The following is a 17877-nucleotide window of genomic DNA, read 5'->3' on the forward strand; positions in this document are numbered from 1 at the left end:
CGCGGGTTTCCACCCCGTTGGGGCTGACGCGGGGGTTTGCCGGGTCCCCCCCAACCCGCCCCCCCCCATGCCGGCGGGGGGCCCCCCGCCCCCCGACCCGTGCATGAACGCGTGCGCCGGTGGTCATCGCCAGGATGACGGCCATTTCGTCGCCGCGCGGCGCATCGGCAATGCCGATCTCGATCGCATCGAAATGGCTGCGCACATAGGAGGCGTTTATGTGCGTGATCGGGATATCGATGCGCGTTCCGGGGCCGCCGACCTTCTTGGTCGAAGGCACGATCGCCTTGGCATTGCCGAGCAGTTCACGCATCGCATAGCCGCCCGGATTATGCCAGAGCGCGCCGTGTTCAAGCTCGCCGGCGGCGCCGACTATGGCACCCTTGCCATAGCCTTCGATGGCCTGGCCGCCTTCACCAATGGCGTCGATCAGGCGCCGAGCCATATCGAGACCGAGCGGCTTCAGGTCTTCCATGAAGCCAGTGATCTCTTCGACATAACGTCCGGCAAAAGGGTTGGCGATGACCGCGACGACCGCGCCCCGCTTGAGCGGGCGTGCCGCGTGGGGTCCGCCCTCATGGAATATCTCTTCGACCTGAACCAGAAATTTCCTGACCACCACAGCCGGCATCGTTCGCTTCCTTCATCCCGTCGTTCATAAAAACTCATTAGAGTATCAACAATTATGCCCATGGACATTTGTCAAGCGCAGACGTCGAGCAAGTGGGCGAAGGGCCAAGAAAACTGCATCGGATGACGATTGACAGCCTGTTAAGCCGCTCCTAAACTCATATGACCATCAACGAACTCGCCGTTGTCCCGGCGATATGTGGGGGATGGTCAAAGCGTGGCTTCAAAAGCTGAAAAAAGCTGAAGGGGAATGACATGAAAAGGGCGCTCAAGAGTTTATTTCTGGCCGGCACGATGCTTGCCATTTCGTTCGGACCGGCCGCCGCACAGGCCAAGGTTTCCGTGGCCGCGATCTCGGGATACTTCGCACAGGGTTTTGGCGTTTCGATCGTCAACGGCCTCAACAAGGCCAAGACGGATTTCGGCATCGACCTCAAGCTGGTCGACACCGGCAATCGCGCGCTCGACTACCAGCAGCAGTTCGAGAATCTTGCCAAGGGCAAGCAGTACGACCTCATCTTCGTGATGGGCTGGGAGCTGGTGGACTCGCTGCAAAAGGTCAGCGCCGAATATCCTGACCAACGCTTCGTGTTCATCGATGGCGTCCTCGACAATCCCAAGATGATCTATGCCAATTTCGCCGAGGAGCAGGGATCCTTCGTCGCCGGCGCGCTTGCCGGCATGATCGAAGCCAGGGGCACCGCCTTCGACAAGATCGGCGACGGCAAGGCGATCGGCTTTGTCGGCGGCCGAGATATCCCGGTGATCCGCAACTTCCTGGGCGGCTACGAGCAAGGCGCCAAATATGCCGCGCCCGACGTCAAGGTAAACTCCGTCTTCGCCGGAACCTTCGACGACCCGGCCAAGGGAAGCGAACTTGCCCAGGCGCTTTACGGCCAGGGCTCCGACATTGTCTACAACGTCGCCGGCCCGACGGGTGAAGGCGTTATGCAGGCAAGTGCCGCGGTCGACAAATATTCGATCGGCGTCGACATCGACATGTGCGGCTCGGCTCCCGGAAATGTGCTCGCCAGCATGCTGAAGCGCGGCGACATCGCCGTCTACACGCTGATCAAGGACGAGGTCGAGGGCCGCAAGATCACCGCCGGCACCCGCACTTTCGACCTCGCCTCGGGCGGTGTTGAGGTCAAGGTCTGCGATGATATTGCCCCAAAGATCCCCGCTGGCGTTACCGCCAAGCTGGACGAGATCAAAAAGGGCATCGTCGACGGCAAGATCGTGATCGCCAAGGCGAAGTAAGCCAACAACAGCGCCTCCCTGCCAAGAAAGCGCTACACTGATCCGCCGCGGCTTGCCGCGGCGGATCAGTGTCCAATCTGCGAGAGCCACGTTGTCGAACACGCCGGGGTCGCCGACCCTCCACAGCAATGCCGCGATGGCCGTCGAGTTGACTGGCATCACCAAGCGTTTTGGCGCATTCGTCGCCAATGACGGCATCGACCTTGCGGTCCGCCGCGGCGAGATCCACGCCATCATCGGCGAGAACGGTGCCGGCAAGACGACGCTGATGAACATCCTGTTCGGCCTCTTGCAGCCGGACGAAGGCTCGATCCGGCTGAACGGTGAAGAGATCGTGATCGCCGACCCGTCCGTGGCGATAAAGGCCGGCCTCGGCATGGTTCACCAGCATTTCAAGCTGGTTCCCTCGCTCTCGGTTGCCGACAACGTCTTTCTCGGCATGGAAATCCGTCGCCATGGGCTGATCGACCACGCCGCACAAATTGCGCGCACGCGTGATCTGTCGAAGCGCTTCGGCTTGCAGGTCGATCCGACCGAGCGCGTCGGACTGCTCTCGGTCGGCATAGAGCAACGCATCGAAATCCTGAAGGTCCTGGTGCGCGGCGCGCGCACCATCATCCTCGACGAACCGACCGCCGTGCTGACGCCGCAGGAAAGCCGTGAACTGTTCCAGACACTGCGCAGCTTCGTGGCCGAAGGCATGACGGTGATCTTCATTTCGCATCACTTGGAAGAAGTGATGGAAGTGTCCGACACGGTGACGGTGCTGCGCAATGGCAGGAAGGTGGCGACCCGGCCGACGGCCGAACTCAGCAAGGACGAGTTGGTGCATATGATGGTCGGCCGCGAGGTCAGCTTCGACCGCCGGGCGCGTGCGTCGCTGCACGGCGACGTGGTGCTCGAAGTGAAGGATCTGTGGGCGCGCGACGATCGCCTGCTGCCGGCCCTTCGCAACGCCAGTTTCACCGTCCGCTCCGGCGAGGTGGTGGGGATCGCGGGTGTGGCCGGCAATGGTCAGACGGAGCTGGCGGAAGTGCTTTCGGGCCTGCGACCGGCAAGCCATGGCGGGGCGTGGCTGAAGGGCCAGAATCTCACCGCTCTCTCCCCCGCCGCGATCCGCCAGGCAGGCCTCGCCCATGTTCCAGGCGATCGCATGGTGCGCGGGGTCGATCGCAACGCTTCGATAGCGGCCAACACCCTGATGGGCCGCCAGCATCGCGCACCATGGAGCCGCGGCGGCATGCTCAACTGGAATGCCATAAATCAAAACGCCGAAACGCTGATCAAGAGCTTCGATATTCGCGCGCGCGGAGCCGGTGATGCGGTCAAGCGGCTTTCGGGCGGAAACATCCAGAAGGTCGTTCTGGCGCGCGAATTCACCAATGGCGCCGATTTCCTGCTGATCGACCAGCCGACGCGCGGCGTCGACATCGGCGCCCAGGAGGCCATTCATGACGAGATCATGCGCCAGCGGGCCGCCGGCCGCGCGATCCTGCTGATTTCCGTGCAGCTCGACGAACTGGCCGCCCTTGCCGACCGCATCCTGGTGATGTTCAACGGGCGGATCATGGGCGAGGTCGCCGGCGACGAGGCCGACGAGGAGCGCATCGGCATGATGATGGCAGGCGTGGCCGCGCCGGAATTTGCCGCGGAGACCGCATCATGACAGACCATTTGCGTGCCGTTTCCGGCCAGGTGATCGCCATCGGCGTGGCGCTGCTGATGGGCGCGATCATCATCCTCATGGTCGGCGAAAGCCCGGTGCGTGTGTTCATGACGCTGTTGCGCGGCGCCTTCGGCGATCAGGAGAAGATCGCCGGGACCCTGCTGCAGACGACGCCGATCCTGATCTGCGGTGTCGCCGCCTGCATCGGCCTGCGCGGCGGCATGTTCAACGTCGGCATCGAGGGCCAGCTGTTCCTCGGCGGCTTCGCCGCCGCCTGGGTCGGCTTTGCCATGCTCCTGCCCGCGGGCATTCACACGCTGGCCGCGCTGGCGCTCGCGGTCGTGGCAGGCGCGGCCTGGGTCGCCATCCCCGCCTACTTCCGCGCCCGCTACAACACCAACGAGGTCGTCTCGACGATCCTGTCGAACTACGTGGCGGTGCTGCTCACGTCCTACTTCACCATCTTCCTGTTCAAGCGGCCGGGTGGCTGGTCGGAGACGCCGCCGATCCTGGCGACTTCCTATCTGCCGGAGATCTTCACCTTTTCGCGGTTGAACTGGGGCCTGGTCATTGGCCTGGTGCTGGCGGTCGGCGCAGCCCTTGTCTTCCGCTACACCAAATGGGGTTACGGCGTCACGATGGTCGGTTCGGCGCCGAAATTCGCCGAATATGGCGGCGTCAACGTGAAACGGCAGGGTTTCCTGGTCCTGCTGCTTTCGGGGGCCGTCGGCGGGCTGGCCGGCGGCGTCGAGACGCTCGGCGTCCATCACCGCTTCATGGAAGGATTTGCCCCTGGTTTCGGCTTCGACGGGCTGATCGCCGCCCTGCTTGCCAATGGCTCGCCTGTCGCCACCATCTTCACCGCACTGTTCTTCGGCGCCCTGCGCAACGGATCGCTGCTGCTCGAGGTCGATACCAGCGCGTCGCGCGAGATCATCACCGTGATCCAGGCGCTGATCATCCTCAGCGTGTCGGCCCAGGTGCTGGTGAGAAAGCGCGGCGACAGCCAGGCAGGGGAGCGGCGATGGAAATTCTAGACAAGCTCATCAACGTCGCGCTGATCGCGGCGACGCTTCGCACCACCGCGCCCATCCTTCTGGTCGCGCTTGGCGGCTCGTTCACCACCAAGGCCGGCATCTTCAACATCGGCCTCGAGGGGCAGATGCTGGTCGGCGCCTTCTTCGCCGTCCTTGGTTCGATCTGGACAGGTTCCGCACTCGCGGGCGTCGCCTGCGGCGTCGCGGCGGCGCTCGTCTTCGCCCTGGTTTTTGCCGTCCTGGTGGTGAGCTTCAAGGCCAATGAAGTGGTCGTCGGGCTGGCGCTCAACATCCTGGCCGGCGGCATGACGATCTCGCTGATGAAAGCGATCTTCGGCACGCGCGGTTCGATCGTCGGTCACGGCATCGTCGGCCTGCCGAAAGTCCAGCTGCCCGGTGCCCGCGACCTTCTCGGCTCGTGGGCGCCGCTGATCTCCGGCTTCACGCCGCTCGTCTATGTCGCCTTCATCGCCGTGCCGCTGCTGGTCGTCTGCTACAAGCGGACGCGGCTCGGCCTCTATATCCGCGTCGTCGGCGAAAAGCCGGAAGCCGCCGAGGCGCTTGGCATATCGATCACCCGCGTCCGCTACATCGCGTCCCTGCTGTGCGGATTGCTGGCGGGCCTCGCCGGCGCGCATCTGTCACTCGGCTACATCACCATGTTCACCGAAAACATGTCGTCGGGCCGTGGTTTCATGGCGGTGGCGATCCTGATCTTTTCCAACGGCGATCCGCTGAAGGTGCTGGCCGGCTGCCTGCTGTTCGGCTTCGCCGATGCTTTTTCGCTGCGCCTGCAGACGTTCGGCTATCCCTCCTACCTGGTTCTCACCGTCCCTTATGTCGTCGCGCTGATCGCATTGTTCGCGCTGTCCTACCGGGCGCGTCCAAGGGTTATCGCGGAGACGCTGGAATCGATGCGTAAGCTGCTGTCGGTAGACAAGAACACTGAACCCGGCCGCAAAAATCCCCAGTGAAGGAAGCCTTTATGGAACGCATAATCCTCGACGTGGATTCGGCCGGCGACGATATTCTCGCCGTGCTGTTTGCAGCGGTCAATCCGAGGCTCCGGCTCGAGGGCGTGACCACCGTGACCGGTGCGGCCGGCCCGATCGAACAGGTCACCAACGTCGTCCTCAACACGCTGACGCTCGCCGGGCGTGACGATATCCCGGTTCACGCCGGCGCGTGGCGGCCGATCGTCGGCAACGCCAAGGCCGACATGGAGGCGCCGGTGCATTTCGAAAGACGGCTCGTTGCCCGTTTCGGCGATCGCCTGAAGAAGTTCAACCCGCCGGCGCCGACGCCGGTGCGGCAGGCCACATCGGGACATGCGGTCGATTTCATCATCGGCACGGTCATGGCCAATCCGGGCGAGATCACGCTGGTGACGACCGGTCCCTTGACCAACGCGGCCATGGCGCTGTTGCAGGAGCCGGGACTGACCGGTGCACTGAAGCGGCTGATCGTGCTCGGCGGCAATTTCCAGACGCCGGGCAACATCACACCCCTGTCGGAGTACAACATCTGGGCCGATCCGGAAGCCTCGCGCATCGTGCTGAACGCCGATGTCGAGAAGATTCTCGTGCCGCTCGACATCTGCGAGGACAACCGCGTCGCCGATTCGATGCTGACCCGCGACGACATCGCCGACATGCAGGCCGTGGCAAGGGACAATCCCGTCCTTGAGATGATCGCCGACAGCTTCCCGATCTACATCGACATCTGGCGCGAATTCTTCGACCTCGTCGGGTTCCCGATGGACGACGTGATCACCGTGGCGCTGGCTTTCGATCCGGGCCTGGCGACGATGACCGAGCCGCTGTTCGCCGACGTCGTGCTCGACGGCCGGCTGGCGCGCGGCCAGACCGTCGCTTATCGCGGCCGGCAATTGCTGCCCGGCGGCGGGCCCAAGACCACCCGCATCTGCACCGGCCTCGATGGCCGGCGTTTCCTCGACGGCTTCAAGAAAACCATAGCGCGCTACGAGCGGGCGGCGTGAAAGACGACATGATGACCAAGCCAACTCCTATCCTGTTCGACTGCGACCCCGGCCACGACGACGCCATTGCGCTGGTCATGGCGCATCGCTCGCCGGCCATCGAACTCATCGGCGTCACCACGACCTGCGGCAATGCGGAGGTCGAGAAGACGACCGCCAATGCGCTGCGCATCCTGGAATATATCGGCGCCGGCGACGTGCCTGTCGCGCAGGGCTGTCACCGCCCGCTGGCGCGCCCGCTGGTGCTCGGCACCGCCGACGGTCCGAGCGGGCTCGAGGGCTCGCCCTACCTGCCGCAGGCGACGATCAAGCCGGTTGACCAGCATGCCGTCGACTTCCTGGCCGACAGACTGCGCGCCGCGCCCGAACCGATCCTGGTCGTTGCCACCGGCCCGCTCAGCAACATCGGCCTGATGATCCTCAAGCATCGCGACGTGCTGCCCAAGATCAAGGAGCTGATCTGGATGGGCGGCGTGTTCTACCGCAAGAGCGAGATCATCACGCCGACCGAGTTCAATGCGTTCTGCGACCCCGAGGCGCTGAAGATCGTTCTGGACAGCGGCGTGCCGATCCTGATGGTCGGCCTCGACGTCACCATGCAGGTGCTGATCGAGGCGCCGCAATATGCCGAACTCGCCACCATCGACACGCCGCTCGGCCGGCTGGTCAATGACTGGCTGCTGTTCTACGAGAAGCTGCACCGCAACTCGATGGGCGTCGGCGGCGCCATGCACGATCCCTTGGCGCTGGCGCTGGCCATCGACCCGACATTGGTGCGCACGCGCCCTGCCCATATCGGCGTCGATCTGTCCGGCACCTACGCCTTCGGCGCGACCATCGCCGATTACTGGGGCGAGCGCGGTGAAAAGGACAATGCCCGCATCGCCCATGAGGTCGACGCGGACCGCTTCTTCAAGCTGATGTTCGATCTGCTGCGGGACTGAACGGAGCGCGAGCAGCGCCGGCAGCGTTTCACGATAGGAATTTTTTCTTGACTCCCTGCCCTCAGCTATGGTACATTTTTGTCTATGGTGCAGATTTACGCCAACGACCCGCCGCAAAGGCGGGTTTTTCGTTTGATGCCTCAAATCTCCCTGACAAATTCAGCCGCGTGAGATGTCAGGGTCAGTTGAGCTGGTTGAGGATCCCGGAGCTGCTCGCGATCATCAAACTCCTGTAGATCAGGAACGTTAGCGTACAGATCGCGGCCATCGAGATCGGCACCCCGAAAGGCACGACGCCTTTGCGATCCATATGCTGGATGTAGAGCCGGAACGCCCCCTCAGGCAGCATGAACGGGGTTTTCACCACCATCACCGTGATCAGGGCAAAAACCAGCAACAGCATGGAAAACAGGACGAGGCCGCTGCCACCGATCAGGAATGGCATGACCGCCATCAGCTTGACGTCGCCGGCGCCGATCTTGCGCAAAGCCCAGAAGGGGAAGAGCGCGGCGAACAACAGAAGCCCGGCAAATGCGCTCAGTCCCATGTCCCACCACGATCCGGACTGGAGCGACAGCAGCAGCAGGCCCCCAGCGCCCAGGCAGAGCAGCAGCAGCACGTCGCGATTGGAAATCTTCTGCGTCTTGAAGTCGAGCCAGCCAATCCTTGCCAGCAGGGGGATGGCGAGAACTTTCAGCAACAGTGCTTCGACGAGCAGCATGCTAGCGCTCGATGTTCTGCACGCTTGACGACAAAAGCTTCAGATTGTTGGCGACGGTCGGGTCGTTGGGCGCCAATTCGTAAGCCTTGAGGAAGTTCGAGCGGGCATCCTGCAACTTGCCGCGCAGCAGATAGGAGTAGCCGACATTGTTATAATATTCGGGCGTCGCGCCGACCAGCTTGAAGGCCCTGGCATAGGCCCGGTCGGACAGGTCGAAGCGGTGGATCCGATCGGTGCAGGCGGCCAGCCCCATCCAGGCGTTACCATCATTGGGCGCCAGTTGCGTCGCCTTGAAGAACAGCGCGCCGGCATTGCCGTAATTTTCGGCACGGAACTGGTTCTTGGCTTCGGCGACGGCCTGGTCCGAGGCATAGTATTCGACGTCGCTAACCGTTTTCAGCCCGTCGAAAGCATCGCCAAAAGACGTTACGTCGCCCTTCGACGGTTCGTTGGTGCGAACGACACCGTCGGTTGTGTCCGCCGTCTGGCAGCCGGCAAGCACCGCCATGAGCAGACAGGCCGCGGCCGCGATAACCCTCTTCATAAATGTGTCCCCTTGGGGTCCCCGACTCACATTAGGACCAAATCATATACCTAACTAGAAGAAAATGCCTTTCATCCGGATGATGAGCGGCAACATGATCACCATCATCACGACAGGGAAGATACAAAGCCCGAGTGGGATCATCATCTTAACCGGAAGCGCGTTGGCGCGTTCTTCAGCATGCAAAATTCTTTGGCTGCGCATCTCATCGCTGTAGATGCGCAAGGCTTCCGTCAGGCTGGTGCCCAGTTCTTCCGATTGCCGAAACAGCACCGACAGAGCACGTGCCTCTTCAAGCCCGATACGATCCGAAAGCTCCTTCAGGGCCTCCCGCAGTGGTTTGCCTGCACGCAATTGGAGAGTCATGATCGACAATTGGATGCCGAGCCATTTGTGCGTACCGGCAAGTTCGGCGCCCACGCGCTCGACCGCCGCCTCCAGGCTCATGCCGGCATCGGCGCAAGTGATCATCATGTCCATGAAATCGGGAAAGCCGCGACGATAGATCTGCTTTTGTCCGTTCTCAAAGCGATCGAGGGCAATGCTCGGGACGACCATGCATGCCAGTCCGAACAAGGCTGAACCAGCAAATGCAACGAGGCCGGGCAACTGAGTCGGCAACACCCGCGACAGAAGGGCATACATCGCCAGGAAGCCTACGCACACTGCGGCAAGGCGAGACAGCGTATAGATTATCGGCGCGCTTGACTGATGAAATCCGGCTCGAAACAGTTTCGCTTCCAGAGCATTCGGCTCGCCGCGTTCCTTCTCCAAAGCTCGGAAGTAGGCATCGACAGGCCGCTGCGCGGAGATCTTGTTGAGTTCCTGCTGCGCGTAGAGCGATCGGCGATTGGTGACCCCCTCGGACAAGAGGCTTTGTGCAACCAGCCTCCTTGTCTGGATGGCGGGCATGACAACCAAGGCGCCCAAGACAAACAGCGCCGCTGCTGCCAAGAAGACGGCAAGGGAGAGCAGAACTGCTGAGTCTTGGATATTCGGAAGAATTTGCTCGTCCTCCCCTTCTAGATATCGAAATTGACCATGCGGTACATGATGAAATCGCCGAGCAGGGCCCAGAATCCGAAAATCACGAACACTGGCAAGATCAGCGGGCTACCCCAAACGTCTCCATAAAATTTCGGAGCGACGAGAAGAAGGATGCCGAACATGACAACCGGAAACAGCGAGATGATCCAGGCCGACATGCGGCCCTCTGCCGAAAGCGCCTTGATCTTCATGCGCAGTTTGCGCCGTTCTCGCAAAACAGACGACAGATTGGCCAGGATCTCGGTCAGGTTGCCGCCTGTCTTGGCTTGTATGGAGAGCGAAACCGACAGCAAGTGAAGCCCTTCGAAGCCGACGCGTTGAGAGAGCTTCCGAACGGCTTGCTCGAGACTGAGGCCAAAGGTGATTTCATCGGACACAATGCCGAATTCTGTGCCTAGAGGGTCCGGCATTTCGCGCGCGACCAGCCCGATCGCTACTGTCGTTGGGTGGCCGGCGCGCAAAGAACGGACGATCATGTCGAGCGCATCCGGAAGCTGTGTGGCGAATTTATGGATCCGCTTGTTGCGCGCGCGCCGCAAAACGAGAAGCGGCAAAATGAAGCCGACTAACAAAAAAACAATGACTGCGACGATGGACGAGAAACCCAATAGCAGGGGCAGCATCAGCGCGAGGACCAGGCCGGCGAGCAGGAAGACTGCCGCAAACGCGAGCGGGTTTCCGGTAATGCCGGACTGGGTGTAGAGGCGGTTCAAGGTGATCGCGCCGAAAACAAAGTCGCCCGATGCCGTAAGCCCTCGTTCTTGCAGCAAACCCTGCAGGCTTTGTTCGGCGGGCGACTCTTCACCCAATCGCTGCAAACGCCGGTTGATAACACCCGCTTTCGCCCGTCGGCCTGCAAAAGACAGGTAGAAGGATTCGGCAGCAAGGATCACTGACGCAGCCGCCAGCACATAAATGAAGTAAAGGAGCGTCTGACCGGTCAGCATCAGAGCGCAACCTGCGGGTTGAATGCATCCTTGGCGAAATGGTGGCCCAGCGTCGCCGCCTCCTGAGCAAAGCGCGGCCGCACACCGGTTGCGCGAAACTCTCCGATAATGGCGCCGTCGGCAGCCACGTCGCGCCGGACGAAGTGATAGATTTCCTGTAGCTGGACGACATTGCCCTCCATACCGGTCAGTTCCGATATGGAGGTGACACGCCGGCCGCCGTCTGACAGCCGCTGGGTCTGCACGATAATGTCGATAGCCGACGCGATCTGCGCCCGAATGGAATCGTTGCTCATCGGCATGCCGGCCATGCCGACCATCTGCTCCAGCCGCGAGACCGCGTCGCGCGGGGTGTTGGCGTGGATGGTGGTCATAGAGCCTTCATGGCCGGTGTTCATCGCCTGCAGCATGTCGAAGGCTTCCTCGCCGCGCACCTCGCCGACGATGATGCGGTCCGGCCGCATGCGCAGCGCGTTCTTGAGCAGTTCGCGCTGGCGCACCTCGCCCTTGCCCTCGACATTGGGGGGGCGCGTTTCAAGGCGGCCGACATGCGGCTGCTGCAATTGCAGTTCGGCCGCATCCTCGATGGTGACCAGTCTCTCTCTCGACGGGATATAGCTCGACAGTGCATTGAGCAAGGTTGTCTTGCCGCTGCCTGTGCCGCCCGAAACCAGGATCGATTTGCGCGCCTGCACTGCAATGCGCAGCAGATCGATCATCGGCGGCCGGATCGAATTGAATGCCATCAAACGCTCGAGCGAATAGGGATTCTTCGAGAATTTACGGATCGATACCAGCGGACCGTCTACCGAGATCGGCCGCACGGCGATGTTGACGCGTGAGCCATCCGCCAACCGTGCATCGACCATGGGCGCGGATTCGTCGACACGCCTGCCAATCGCCGAAACGATCTTGTTGATGATACGCAGGAGATGCGCCTCGTCCCGGAAACGGATTGCCGTCTCCTCGATCACACCCCGCCGCTCGATGAAGACCTTCTTGTGGGTGTTGATCAATATGTCGGCGATGGAATCGTCCTTGAGCAACGGTTCGATCGGCCCAAGGCCCAGCATCTCGTCGGCGGTGTCGCTGGTCAGTTGATCGAGCTCTCGGGCATTCAGCGGCACGGTTCGATTCCGCACGAACTCACGCACGATCGGACGGATTTCGTTCAGGATCTCATCCTTGGAAGCATTTTCAAGGGCGGTCAAATTGAAGCGATCGATAAGATGGCGATGAAGCTCGACCTTGAGGGTCAGAAAGTCTTCACGTTGCGATTCAACATCAGTGATTGGCGCAAGGGTCAGAGCAACAGGCGGCACCACCAGCGGCTCGACCTTTGTCACTGCCTGCTGTTCGCTTGGCCCCTTGATGAACCGCCCCAGCATAATCGCTTATACTCCCCTTAATCCCTCATTAGCGGAAACTAACTGTTAACCACGGGAGGCACAAGCGCCCAAGTGGCTGCCGTACCCTCAATACTTTCTACATAGTTAAGATCACGAGGCTGTAATAACGCGCTTATTTGATATGGCTGTCGGTTCGCGGGCAGAGGCTCGGTTCCGCGTTCCGCGCTCATCCGATCTCCCAGGAGGAACCGGCCCGATATGCGCAGCTAACCCATTAGATATAAAGGAATATGCATTGGTGCTAATACTTCTGCATTGTTGCCACATCCGGGGCCAAATTGTGAATGAATGGTTAAGGCGCTTGAAAAATGAAAGGAATCAAACTGTTGCGTAAATCAGAACTGTAATCTTCTTGCCGAATCATGTACATGAAAGTTAAGGAACCCTTAATGTCGTTTGACTCTGCGTTTTCTCGGGACCTAGGATCGAGATGACGGGGGATGCTTGGGTATGGGGTTCATCACCTAGCTCTGTCTCGTCGGGTTCAACCTCCAAAAGGAGAAATTGACATGAAGAAGCTCATGACGATGACCCGGCAGTTCCGCGACGACGAAAACGGCGCTGCAATGGTCGAATACACTGTTCTGCTCGGCATTATCACCGTGGCTGTTATCGCCACCGTGGCACTGGTAGGCACCTGGGTTGGCAACCAGTGGACGACGCTCAATACCACCTTGGAGACCGCAGCTCCGACTCCGGCTCCGTGAAGGCTTGGAGGGCCCAGGCATGAAAAGCCTGGGCCCTCTTTCTACCTTAAGAAAACAAGCGGTCGAAAGAGCCGCCTATCGAGCGAGTTGGGGCTATGCGGGCTAACACTGTCATCATGATCGTCCTTGCCGGCGTATTCGGCGTATTGGCTGTTGTGCTCGCCAATGTCTGGCTGGCCAACCAGCGCAGTGCAATGGCACGGACGGATGACGTCCAGCGCGACACGGTCGTGGTGGCTGCGGTGGCACTTAAGTTCGGCGACACGCTGTCCGCCGACAAATTGCGTGAAGTCGCGTGGCCTACCGGCGCGGTTCCGGCTGGGGCCTTCAAGACGACCAAAGAACTTCTAACAGGCGACTCGAAACAGGCATTACAGGCGATCGGCGTCAACGAACCTATTCTTGCCACCAAAGTCACCGGCCCCGGGCAGCGCGCCACGCTTTCGGCGGTGCTGGGCGAAGGCATGAAGGCCGTTTCCATCCGCGTCAACGACGTGCTGGGCGTCGCCGGCTTCGTTTTCCCGGGCGACCGCGTCGATGTGCTGTTGACACGCACGGTGCGCAACGCAGAAGGCGCGGATCAGAGTTTTGTCGACGTGCTGCTGCAGAGCATGAAGGTGCTCGCCGTCGACCAGGTCGCCGACGAAAGCAAGGACAGTCCGACGGTGGTGAAGTCCGTGACGCTCGAGGCCAGCACCAGGGATGCGCAGAAGCTGACCCTGGCGGCAGGTGCCGGGCAATTGTCGCTGGCACTGCGCCAGGCCGCCGCCAGCAACGGCGAAACGACGGAACGTGTGACGCTTTCCGACCTGACCGGCGAAACGCCGGCCGATGTCGCCGCCAGGCAGGCGGAACTCGAAAAGAAAGTTGCAGCAGAAGCCGCTGCCGCCGAGGAGCGCAAGCGCGCGGAAGACAAGATTGCCGGTTTGACCCAGGCCGTGGAAAAAGTGGGAAGCCGCCTAGACGAGTTGGGCAAGGTGAAGCCCGCTCCGGTTGTGGTGGCGGCACCGCAGCCCGTCCTCAAGGAAGTGGTCAAATACGTGCAGCCTGAGCCTCCGGCACGGGCAACGATCGGCGTTTTCCGGGGCGTGAAGCTCGAGACATATGACGTGCCGCGACAACAATAGCTAAGTGCGGCGAAACGGAACGGGGCTGCCACCGGCAGCGATTGGGGAGACGGGGATGCGGGGTTCTTGGTTAGGGATGGCGGCGGCCGCGTTGCCCTGTCTGGCGGCGCTGTTGCTGTCGGGCTTGGCGGCCGGTGCGGCTGATCGCTTCATCGATGTGTCGACCCCCGCCGTCCATCGTATTTTCCTGCCGATGTCGCAATCGGTGACGATCCAGGTGAGCGCCAATCTGGGTGACATCGTCGTCGGCGACGAGAAGATCGCCGATGCCCAACCGATGACCGACCGCACGCTCTATGTCATCGGCAAGGGCGCGGGCACCACCACGGTCAATCTGTTTTCCACGGACAAGCGCTCGCTCGGCGCGCTCCAGATCGAGGTCGGCGTCGATGTCAGCGACATGGCGCAGGCGATCCGCCAGGTGGCGCCAAAGTCGCGCATCGAAATCGGCTCGGTCAACGGCAGGGTGAGACTTGGCGGTCACGTCAAGGACGGCGCCACGCTGGCGTCGATCCTGGAGGTTGCGCAGCAATATGGCCCGGACGCTGTCATCAACTCGGTTATCGTAGACGACAGCCAGCAGGTCAATCTGGAAGTGCGCGTGCTGGAAGCCAAGCGCAATGCGGGTCGCGACCTCGGCGTGTCGATCAAGAGCACGAACGGCGATGGTACGACTCGCACCGGAACCGGAATTGCTGCCGTAGACGAAGACAAAGTGGTGCTCGGACCGGGCGGGCTGCTCAGCAATCTCTTGTCCAACTCCACTCCCTTTGGAGCGTTGCTCACGCGCGTCATCGACAGCAACATCAAAGTCGATCTGTACATCGAGGCGCTCGAGGCCAAGGGCGTGGTGCGCACGCTCGCAAACCCCAACCTGACCACGCTTTCCGGCGAGCCGGCCAGCTTCAATGCCGGTGGCGAAGTCCCCATCCGCAGCGTCGACAAAGACGGCCTGATCCAGATTGATTACAAGCAGTTCGGTGTCAACCTCGTGTTCACGCCGGTCGTGCTCGTAGACGACAAGATCCATATCAAGCTGGCGCCGGAGGTCAGCGACCTGACCGGCTTCACCACAGCCGGCGACCCGATCTTCACCAACCGCAAGCTGACAACCGTCGTCGAATTGCGCGACGGCCAGAGCTTCGCGGTCGGCGGCCTGCTGTCCAGTAAGACCACCAAGCTGCAGAACCAGGTGCCGTGGCTCGGCCAGGTGCCTATCGTGGGAACGCTGTTCCGCAATTCGAGCAACCAGAAGGAAGAAACCGAGCTGGTCGTGATCGTCACGCCGCACATCGTGCGGCCGGTGAAGCCCGGCGAGCAGTTGGCGACGCCTTTCGACAAGACGCGGCCCGCCAACGATCCGGAATTCTTCGTGCTCGGCCAGCTTGAAGTGACCAAGGACATGGTTCGCAAGTATGAACTGGGCGAAGGCGTCACCGGCCCCTATGGCCACATGCTGGACTTCAAATCGAAGGACAAGATGCTCTATGTCAAGAAATAGTGCCTTGATCCTCGTGCTGTGCGCCGGTGCGCTGTCGGGCTGCGCCGCGGACTATCTGAACCACTACGATTCGGTGACCCTGGCCGCCGGCGACACGCAGAAATTCAACTCGATGCTGCAGACGGTCGACCCGCTCAATCCGAATTCAAGGAATACGAAGATCGAAGGCGACGGCGCGCGCGCTGCCGGTGTCGCCCACAACTACAGATTTCCACCGCCGCCACCACCGCCGCCGGCGATCACGGTCAATGTCGGTACGCCGGCGGCGAATTGAGGAAAAGGATGCGGTTTCAGTGCGCCAGGCCATACGAGGGAACCTGGCGTCAGGGGAGCAAAGAGTAAGGCCATGCTGCGAACTATTCGCGCGTTCTGGCACGACCAGAGGGGAATAGCGCTGATCCTCGTCAGCGTCACGTTGCCGGCGATCATCGGCTTTTCGCTGCTGGCGATCGACATGAGCCGCGTCAACAACCTGCACAATGATTTGCAAAAGGGCGCGGATGCGCTGGCCCTCGCCACAGCAGCAGAGCTTGACGGAGGATCGGACAGCATCACTCGCGGCGACCACGCCCTCGCTACTCTGGTCGCCAACCAATACAATTTCACGACCACGCCAGGACCGCAGGCATTGGCTGCCGCGGGTGTAACCAGGCGCTATCTCAAATCGCTCCCGGCCACGGACAACCTGCCTATCGCGGACGCCAACGTCATCGCCAACGAAGTGACAGATGCCAAGCTGGCCCGTTTCGTGGAGGTCAAGGTGACGCCTGTCGGCTTCGCCGCAATTTTCCCGGCTTCTTTTTTGTCTTCCGGTGCCAGCAACTCCTTCACGGTTGGCGCAGTAGCCGTGGCCGGATTTGACAGTTCGGTCTGCGACTACACTCCGGTTTTTATCTGCAATCCGTATGAGCAAATGGAGCGTGATCGTATCGTCACACTCGAAGAAGCGGCGGCAAGTCAGGACTGGAGGCGAAAGCAAATATTGATGCGTATGAACGGCTCGTATGAACCCGGAAACTTTGCCTTTCTCGAATCGCCGGCCGGGAATGGAGCCCCCGGACTTGAAGCTGCTCTGGCAAGCACCAAGCCACCGGGCTGCTACGATAGGGATGGCGTCACGACCGAGCCAGGGCAAAATGCCGGCCCGGTAAAGGACGGCCTCAATTCACGTTTCGGTATCGCCAAGCAGTACTTCGGAAGCGCCACAAGTGGCCCAGCCAAAAATGTCCGCATGGGCCTGACTAGCATCAATTGCAGCAGCGGGCAGGTAAACTTCCAGACCAACCCTGCGCTTGGCGTCGGCCTCAACGAGGATTCTTGCTTCGCCAATGGCACGACTTGCCCCAACATGAGCGGCCGGATGGGTGCCGGCGATTGGAGCCCGACCCAATATTGGGTCGCCAACCATCCGCCGGACACATCTCTTCCAAATGGTCTTACCAACAATTCCACCCGCTACGAGGTCTACCAGTACGAGAATAAGAACAATCGCATCAATGACGTCTCCAAAGGCGGGGAGCGCGGCGGACCGGCCTGCGGAGCAACTCCAGTGACCACAGTGGACCGCAGACTTCTTTATGGAGCGATAATCGATTGTCTGGCGGTCGCCGATTCCGGAGCCAAGTTCTCCGGCAAGATCCCCAATGTTCCTGTCCGCGCCTTCGCTAGCTTCTTCATCACCGAGCCTATCAAGAATACCAAGGACATTTATGGCGAATTGGTAGACATCACCGGCAAAGGCGGTCGCGGGACACTCGACAATTTCCTGCGTGATGAAGTGCAACTTTACCGATGATGTCGATGATCAGAACCCTGTTCCGCCACCTCGATCAATTTCGACGCGACCACCGCGGGGCGGTGCTTGTCGAAATGACGCTGATCACGCCGCTGATGCTGATCCTGTCGGCAGGGGTGTTCGAGTTTGGCAATTTGATCCACCAAAAACTTCTTATGGAGGCTGGGCTTTCGGACGCGGCGCGCTTCGCAGCACGTTGCAACAGCCAACTGTATGTCGACTATACCGACGCGGGGTTCACGGCGATCAATTGCGCCGACATCGCTTCCAACATAGCGGTGTTCGGCGAAGTGGCGAACACAGGCAATCCCCGCGTAACGGGCTGGCAGAAAACGGATGTGACGGTGACTATAGCAGACAGCGGCTCCTGTCACGACGCCGTGGTAGCCGGCGTCACCAAGTACCGCTCCACCACGGAGCAGGTCTGCATCGTCAGGGCATCGAGCGACTTGGCTTACGATGACGTGGGCATGCTGACATTTATCGGCATAGGCCCGATCACGCTTCATGGTTTGCACGAGGAGCGGTTGATCCGGTTCTGAA

Annotated in this window: 17 protein-coding genes and 1 pseudogene; 12 read left to right on the forward strand and 6 right to left on the reverse strand. The window is 61.0% G+C overall.

Annotated elements, in window-relative coordinates:
* Positions 1 to 79 precede the first annotated feature (79 nt).
* Positions 80 to 631: pseudogene (locus NKJ04_RS30150) on the reverse strand (amino acid synthesis family protein); the annotation flags it as partial.
* Between the two features lie 254 nt (positions 632 to 885).
* Here NKJ04_RS30150 and NKJ04_RS30155 point away from each other — a divergent pair.
* From NKJ04_RS30155 to NKJ04_RS30180, 6 genes are all read left to right on the forward strand, one after another.
* Positions 886 to 1890, forward strand: coding sequence for a BMP family lipoprotein (locus NKJ04_RS30155; protein WP_352679194.1), 1005 nt, complete (start codon positions 886 to 888; stop codon positions 1888 to 1890).
* A gap of 136 nt (positions 1891 to 2026) precedes the next feature.
* Complete coding sequence (locus NKJ04_RS30160) at positions 2027 to 3556, forward strand: ABC transporter ATP-binding protein (protein WP_502897991.1); 1530 nt, start codon at positions 2027 to 2029, stop codon at positions 3554 to 3556.
* A complete protein-coding gene (locus tag NKJ04_RS30165) occupies positions 3553 to 4593 on the forward strand; it encodes an ABC transporter permease (protein ID WP_352679200.1) in 1041 nt (346 codons plus the stop codon). The genes NKJ04_RS30160 and NKJ04_RS30165 overlap by 4 nt, the downstream gene beginning before the upstream one ends.
* A complete protein-coding gene (locus NKJ04_RS30170; RefSeq protein ID WP_352679203.1) occupies positions 4581 to 5567 on the forward strand; it encodes an ABC transporter permease in 987 nt (328 codons plus the stop codon). The genes NKJ04_RS30165 and NKJ04_RS30170 overlap by 13 nt, the downstream gene beginning before the upstream one ends.
* A gap of 11 nt (positions 5568 to 5578) precedes the next feature.
* Positions 5579 to 6592 (forward strand): nucleoside hydrolase, encoded by a 1014-nt coding sequence (locus NKJ04_RS30175; RefSeq protein WP_352679206.1) that lies wholly within the window; start codon positions 5579 to 5581, stop codon positions 6590 to 6592.
* Positions 6589 to 7536 (forward strand): nucleoside hydrolase, encoded by a 948-nt coding sequence (locus NKJ04_RS30180; RefSeq protein WP_024502284.1) that lies wholly within the window; start codon positions 6589 to 6591, stop codon positions 7534 to 7536. Before NKJ04_RS30175 ends, NKJ04_RS30180 begins: the two co-directional genes overlap by 4 nt.
* A 181-nt stretch (positions 7537 to 7717) precedes the next feature.
* On the opposite strand, the gene NKJ04_RS30185 is transcribed toward NKJ04_RS30180, so the two are convergent.
* From NKJ04_RS30185 to NKJ04_RS30205, 5 genes are read right to left on the reverse strand one after another with little or no spacing between them, the layout of a single operon-like run.
* Positions 7718 to 8257 (reverse strand): prepilin peptidase, encoded by a 540-nt coding sequence (locus NKJ04_RS30185; protein ID WP_352679210.1) that lies wholly within the window; start codon positions 8255 to 8257, stop codon positions 7718 to 7720.
* Between the two features lies 1 nt (position 8258).
* On the reverse strand, positions 8259 to 8801 hold the full coding sequence (locus NKJ04_RS30190) for a tetratricopeptide repeat protein (protein ID WP_352679213.1): 543 nt from the start codon (positions 8799 to 8801) through the stop codon (positions 8259 to 8261).
* A 54-nt stretch (positions 8802 to 8855) separates the two neighbouring features.
* Positions 8856 to 9806 carry a type II secretion system F family protein gene (locus NKJ04_RS30195; protein WP_352679290.1) on the reverse strand — a complete coding sequence of 317 codons (951 nt, stop codon included), beginning with the start codon at positions 9804 to 9806 and terminating at the stop codon, positions 8856 to 8858.
* A gap of 17 nt (positions 9807 to 9823) precedes the next feature.
* Positions 9824 to 10795: a type II secretion system F family protein gene (locus NKJ04_RS30200; protein ID WP_352679216.1), complete on the reverse strand. Its 972-nt coding sequence runs from the start codon at positions 10793 to 10795 to the stop codon at positions 9824 to 9826.
* On the reverse strand, positions 10795 to 12183 hold the full coding sequence (locus NKJ04_RS30205) for a TadA family conjugal transfer-associated ATPase (RefSeq protein WP_352679218.1): 1389 nt from the start codon (positions 12181 to 12183) through the stop codon (positions 10795 to 10797). The genes NKJ04_RS30200 and NKJ04_RS30205 overlap by 1 nt, the downstream gene beginning before the upstream one ends.
* Positions 12184 to 12713: 530 nt before the next feature.
* On the opposite strand from NKJ04_RS30205, the gene NKJ04_RS30210 reads away from it, so the two are divergent.
* The 6 genes from NKJ04_RS30210 to NKJ04_RS30235 all read left to right on the forward strand — a co-directional run bounded on the left by NKJ04_RS30210 (position 12714) and on the right by NKJ04_RS30235 (position 17876).
* Positions 12714 to 12911: a Flp family type IVb pilin gene (locus tag NKJ04_RS30210; RefSeq protein ID WP_352679220.1), complete on the forward strand. Its 198-nt coding sequence runs from the start codon at positions 12714 to 12716 to the stop codon at positions 12909 to 12911.
* Positions 12912 to 13006: 95 nt separating this feature from the next.
* Positions 13007 to 14038, forward strand: coding sequence for a Flp pilus assembly protein CpaB (cpaB, locus tag NKJ04_RS30215; protein WP_352679223.1), 1032 nt, complete (start codon positions 13007 to 13009; stop codon positions 14036 to 14038).
* Positions 14039 to 14093: 55 nt separating this feature from the next.
* Positions 14094 to 15539 carry a type II and III secretion system protein family protein gene (locus tag NKJ04_RS30220; protein WP_352679225.1) on the forward strand — a complete coding sequence of 482 codons (1446 nt, stop codon included), beginning with the start codon at positions 14094 to 14096 and terminating at the stop codon, positions 15537 to 15539.
* On the forward strand, positions 15526 to 15813 hold the full coding sequence (locus tag NKJ04_RS30225) for a hypothetical protein (protein ID WP_352679228.1): 288 nt from the start codon (positions 15526 to 15528) through the stop codon (positions 15811 to 15813). The genes NKJ04_RS30220 and NKJ04_RS30225 overlap by 14 nt, the downstream gene beginning before the upstream one ends.
* A 72-nt stretch (positions 15814 to 15885) precedes the next feature.
* Positions 15886 to 17334, forward strand: a complete 1449-nt coding sequence (locus NKJ04_RS30230) for a TadE/TadG family type IV pilus assembly protein (protein ID WP_352679231.1) — start codon at positions 15886 to 15888, stop codon at positions 17332 to 17334.
* Between the two features lie 5 nt (positions 17335 to 17339).
* Positions 17340 to 17876, forward strand: coding sequence for a TadE/TadG family type IV pilus assembly protein (locus tag NKJ04_RS30235; RefSeq protein ID WP_352679234.1), 537 nt, complete (start codon positions 17340 to 17342; stop codon positions 17874 to 17876).
* Position 17877: the final 1 nt, after the last annotated feature.

This window comes from Mesorhizobium sp. M0618 (assembly GCF_040320765.1).
Classification (GTDB): domain Bacteria; phylum Pseudomonadota; class Alphaproteobacteria; order Rhizobiales; family Rhizobiaceae; genus Mesorhizobium.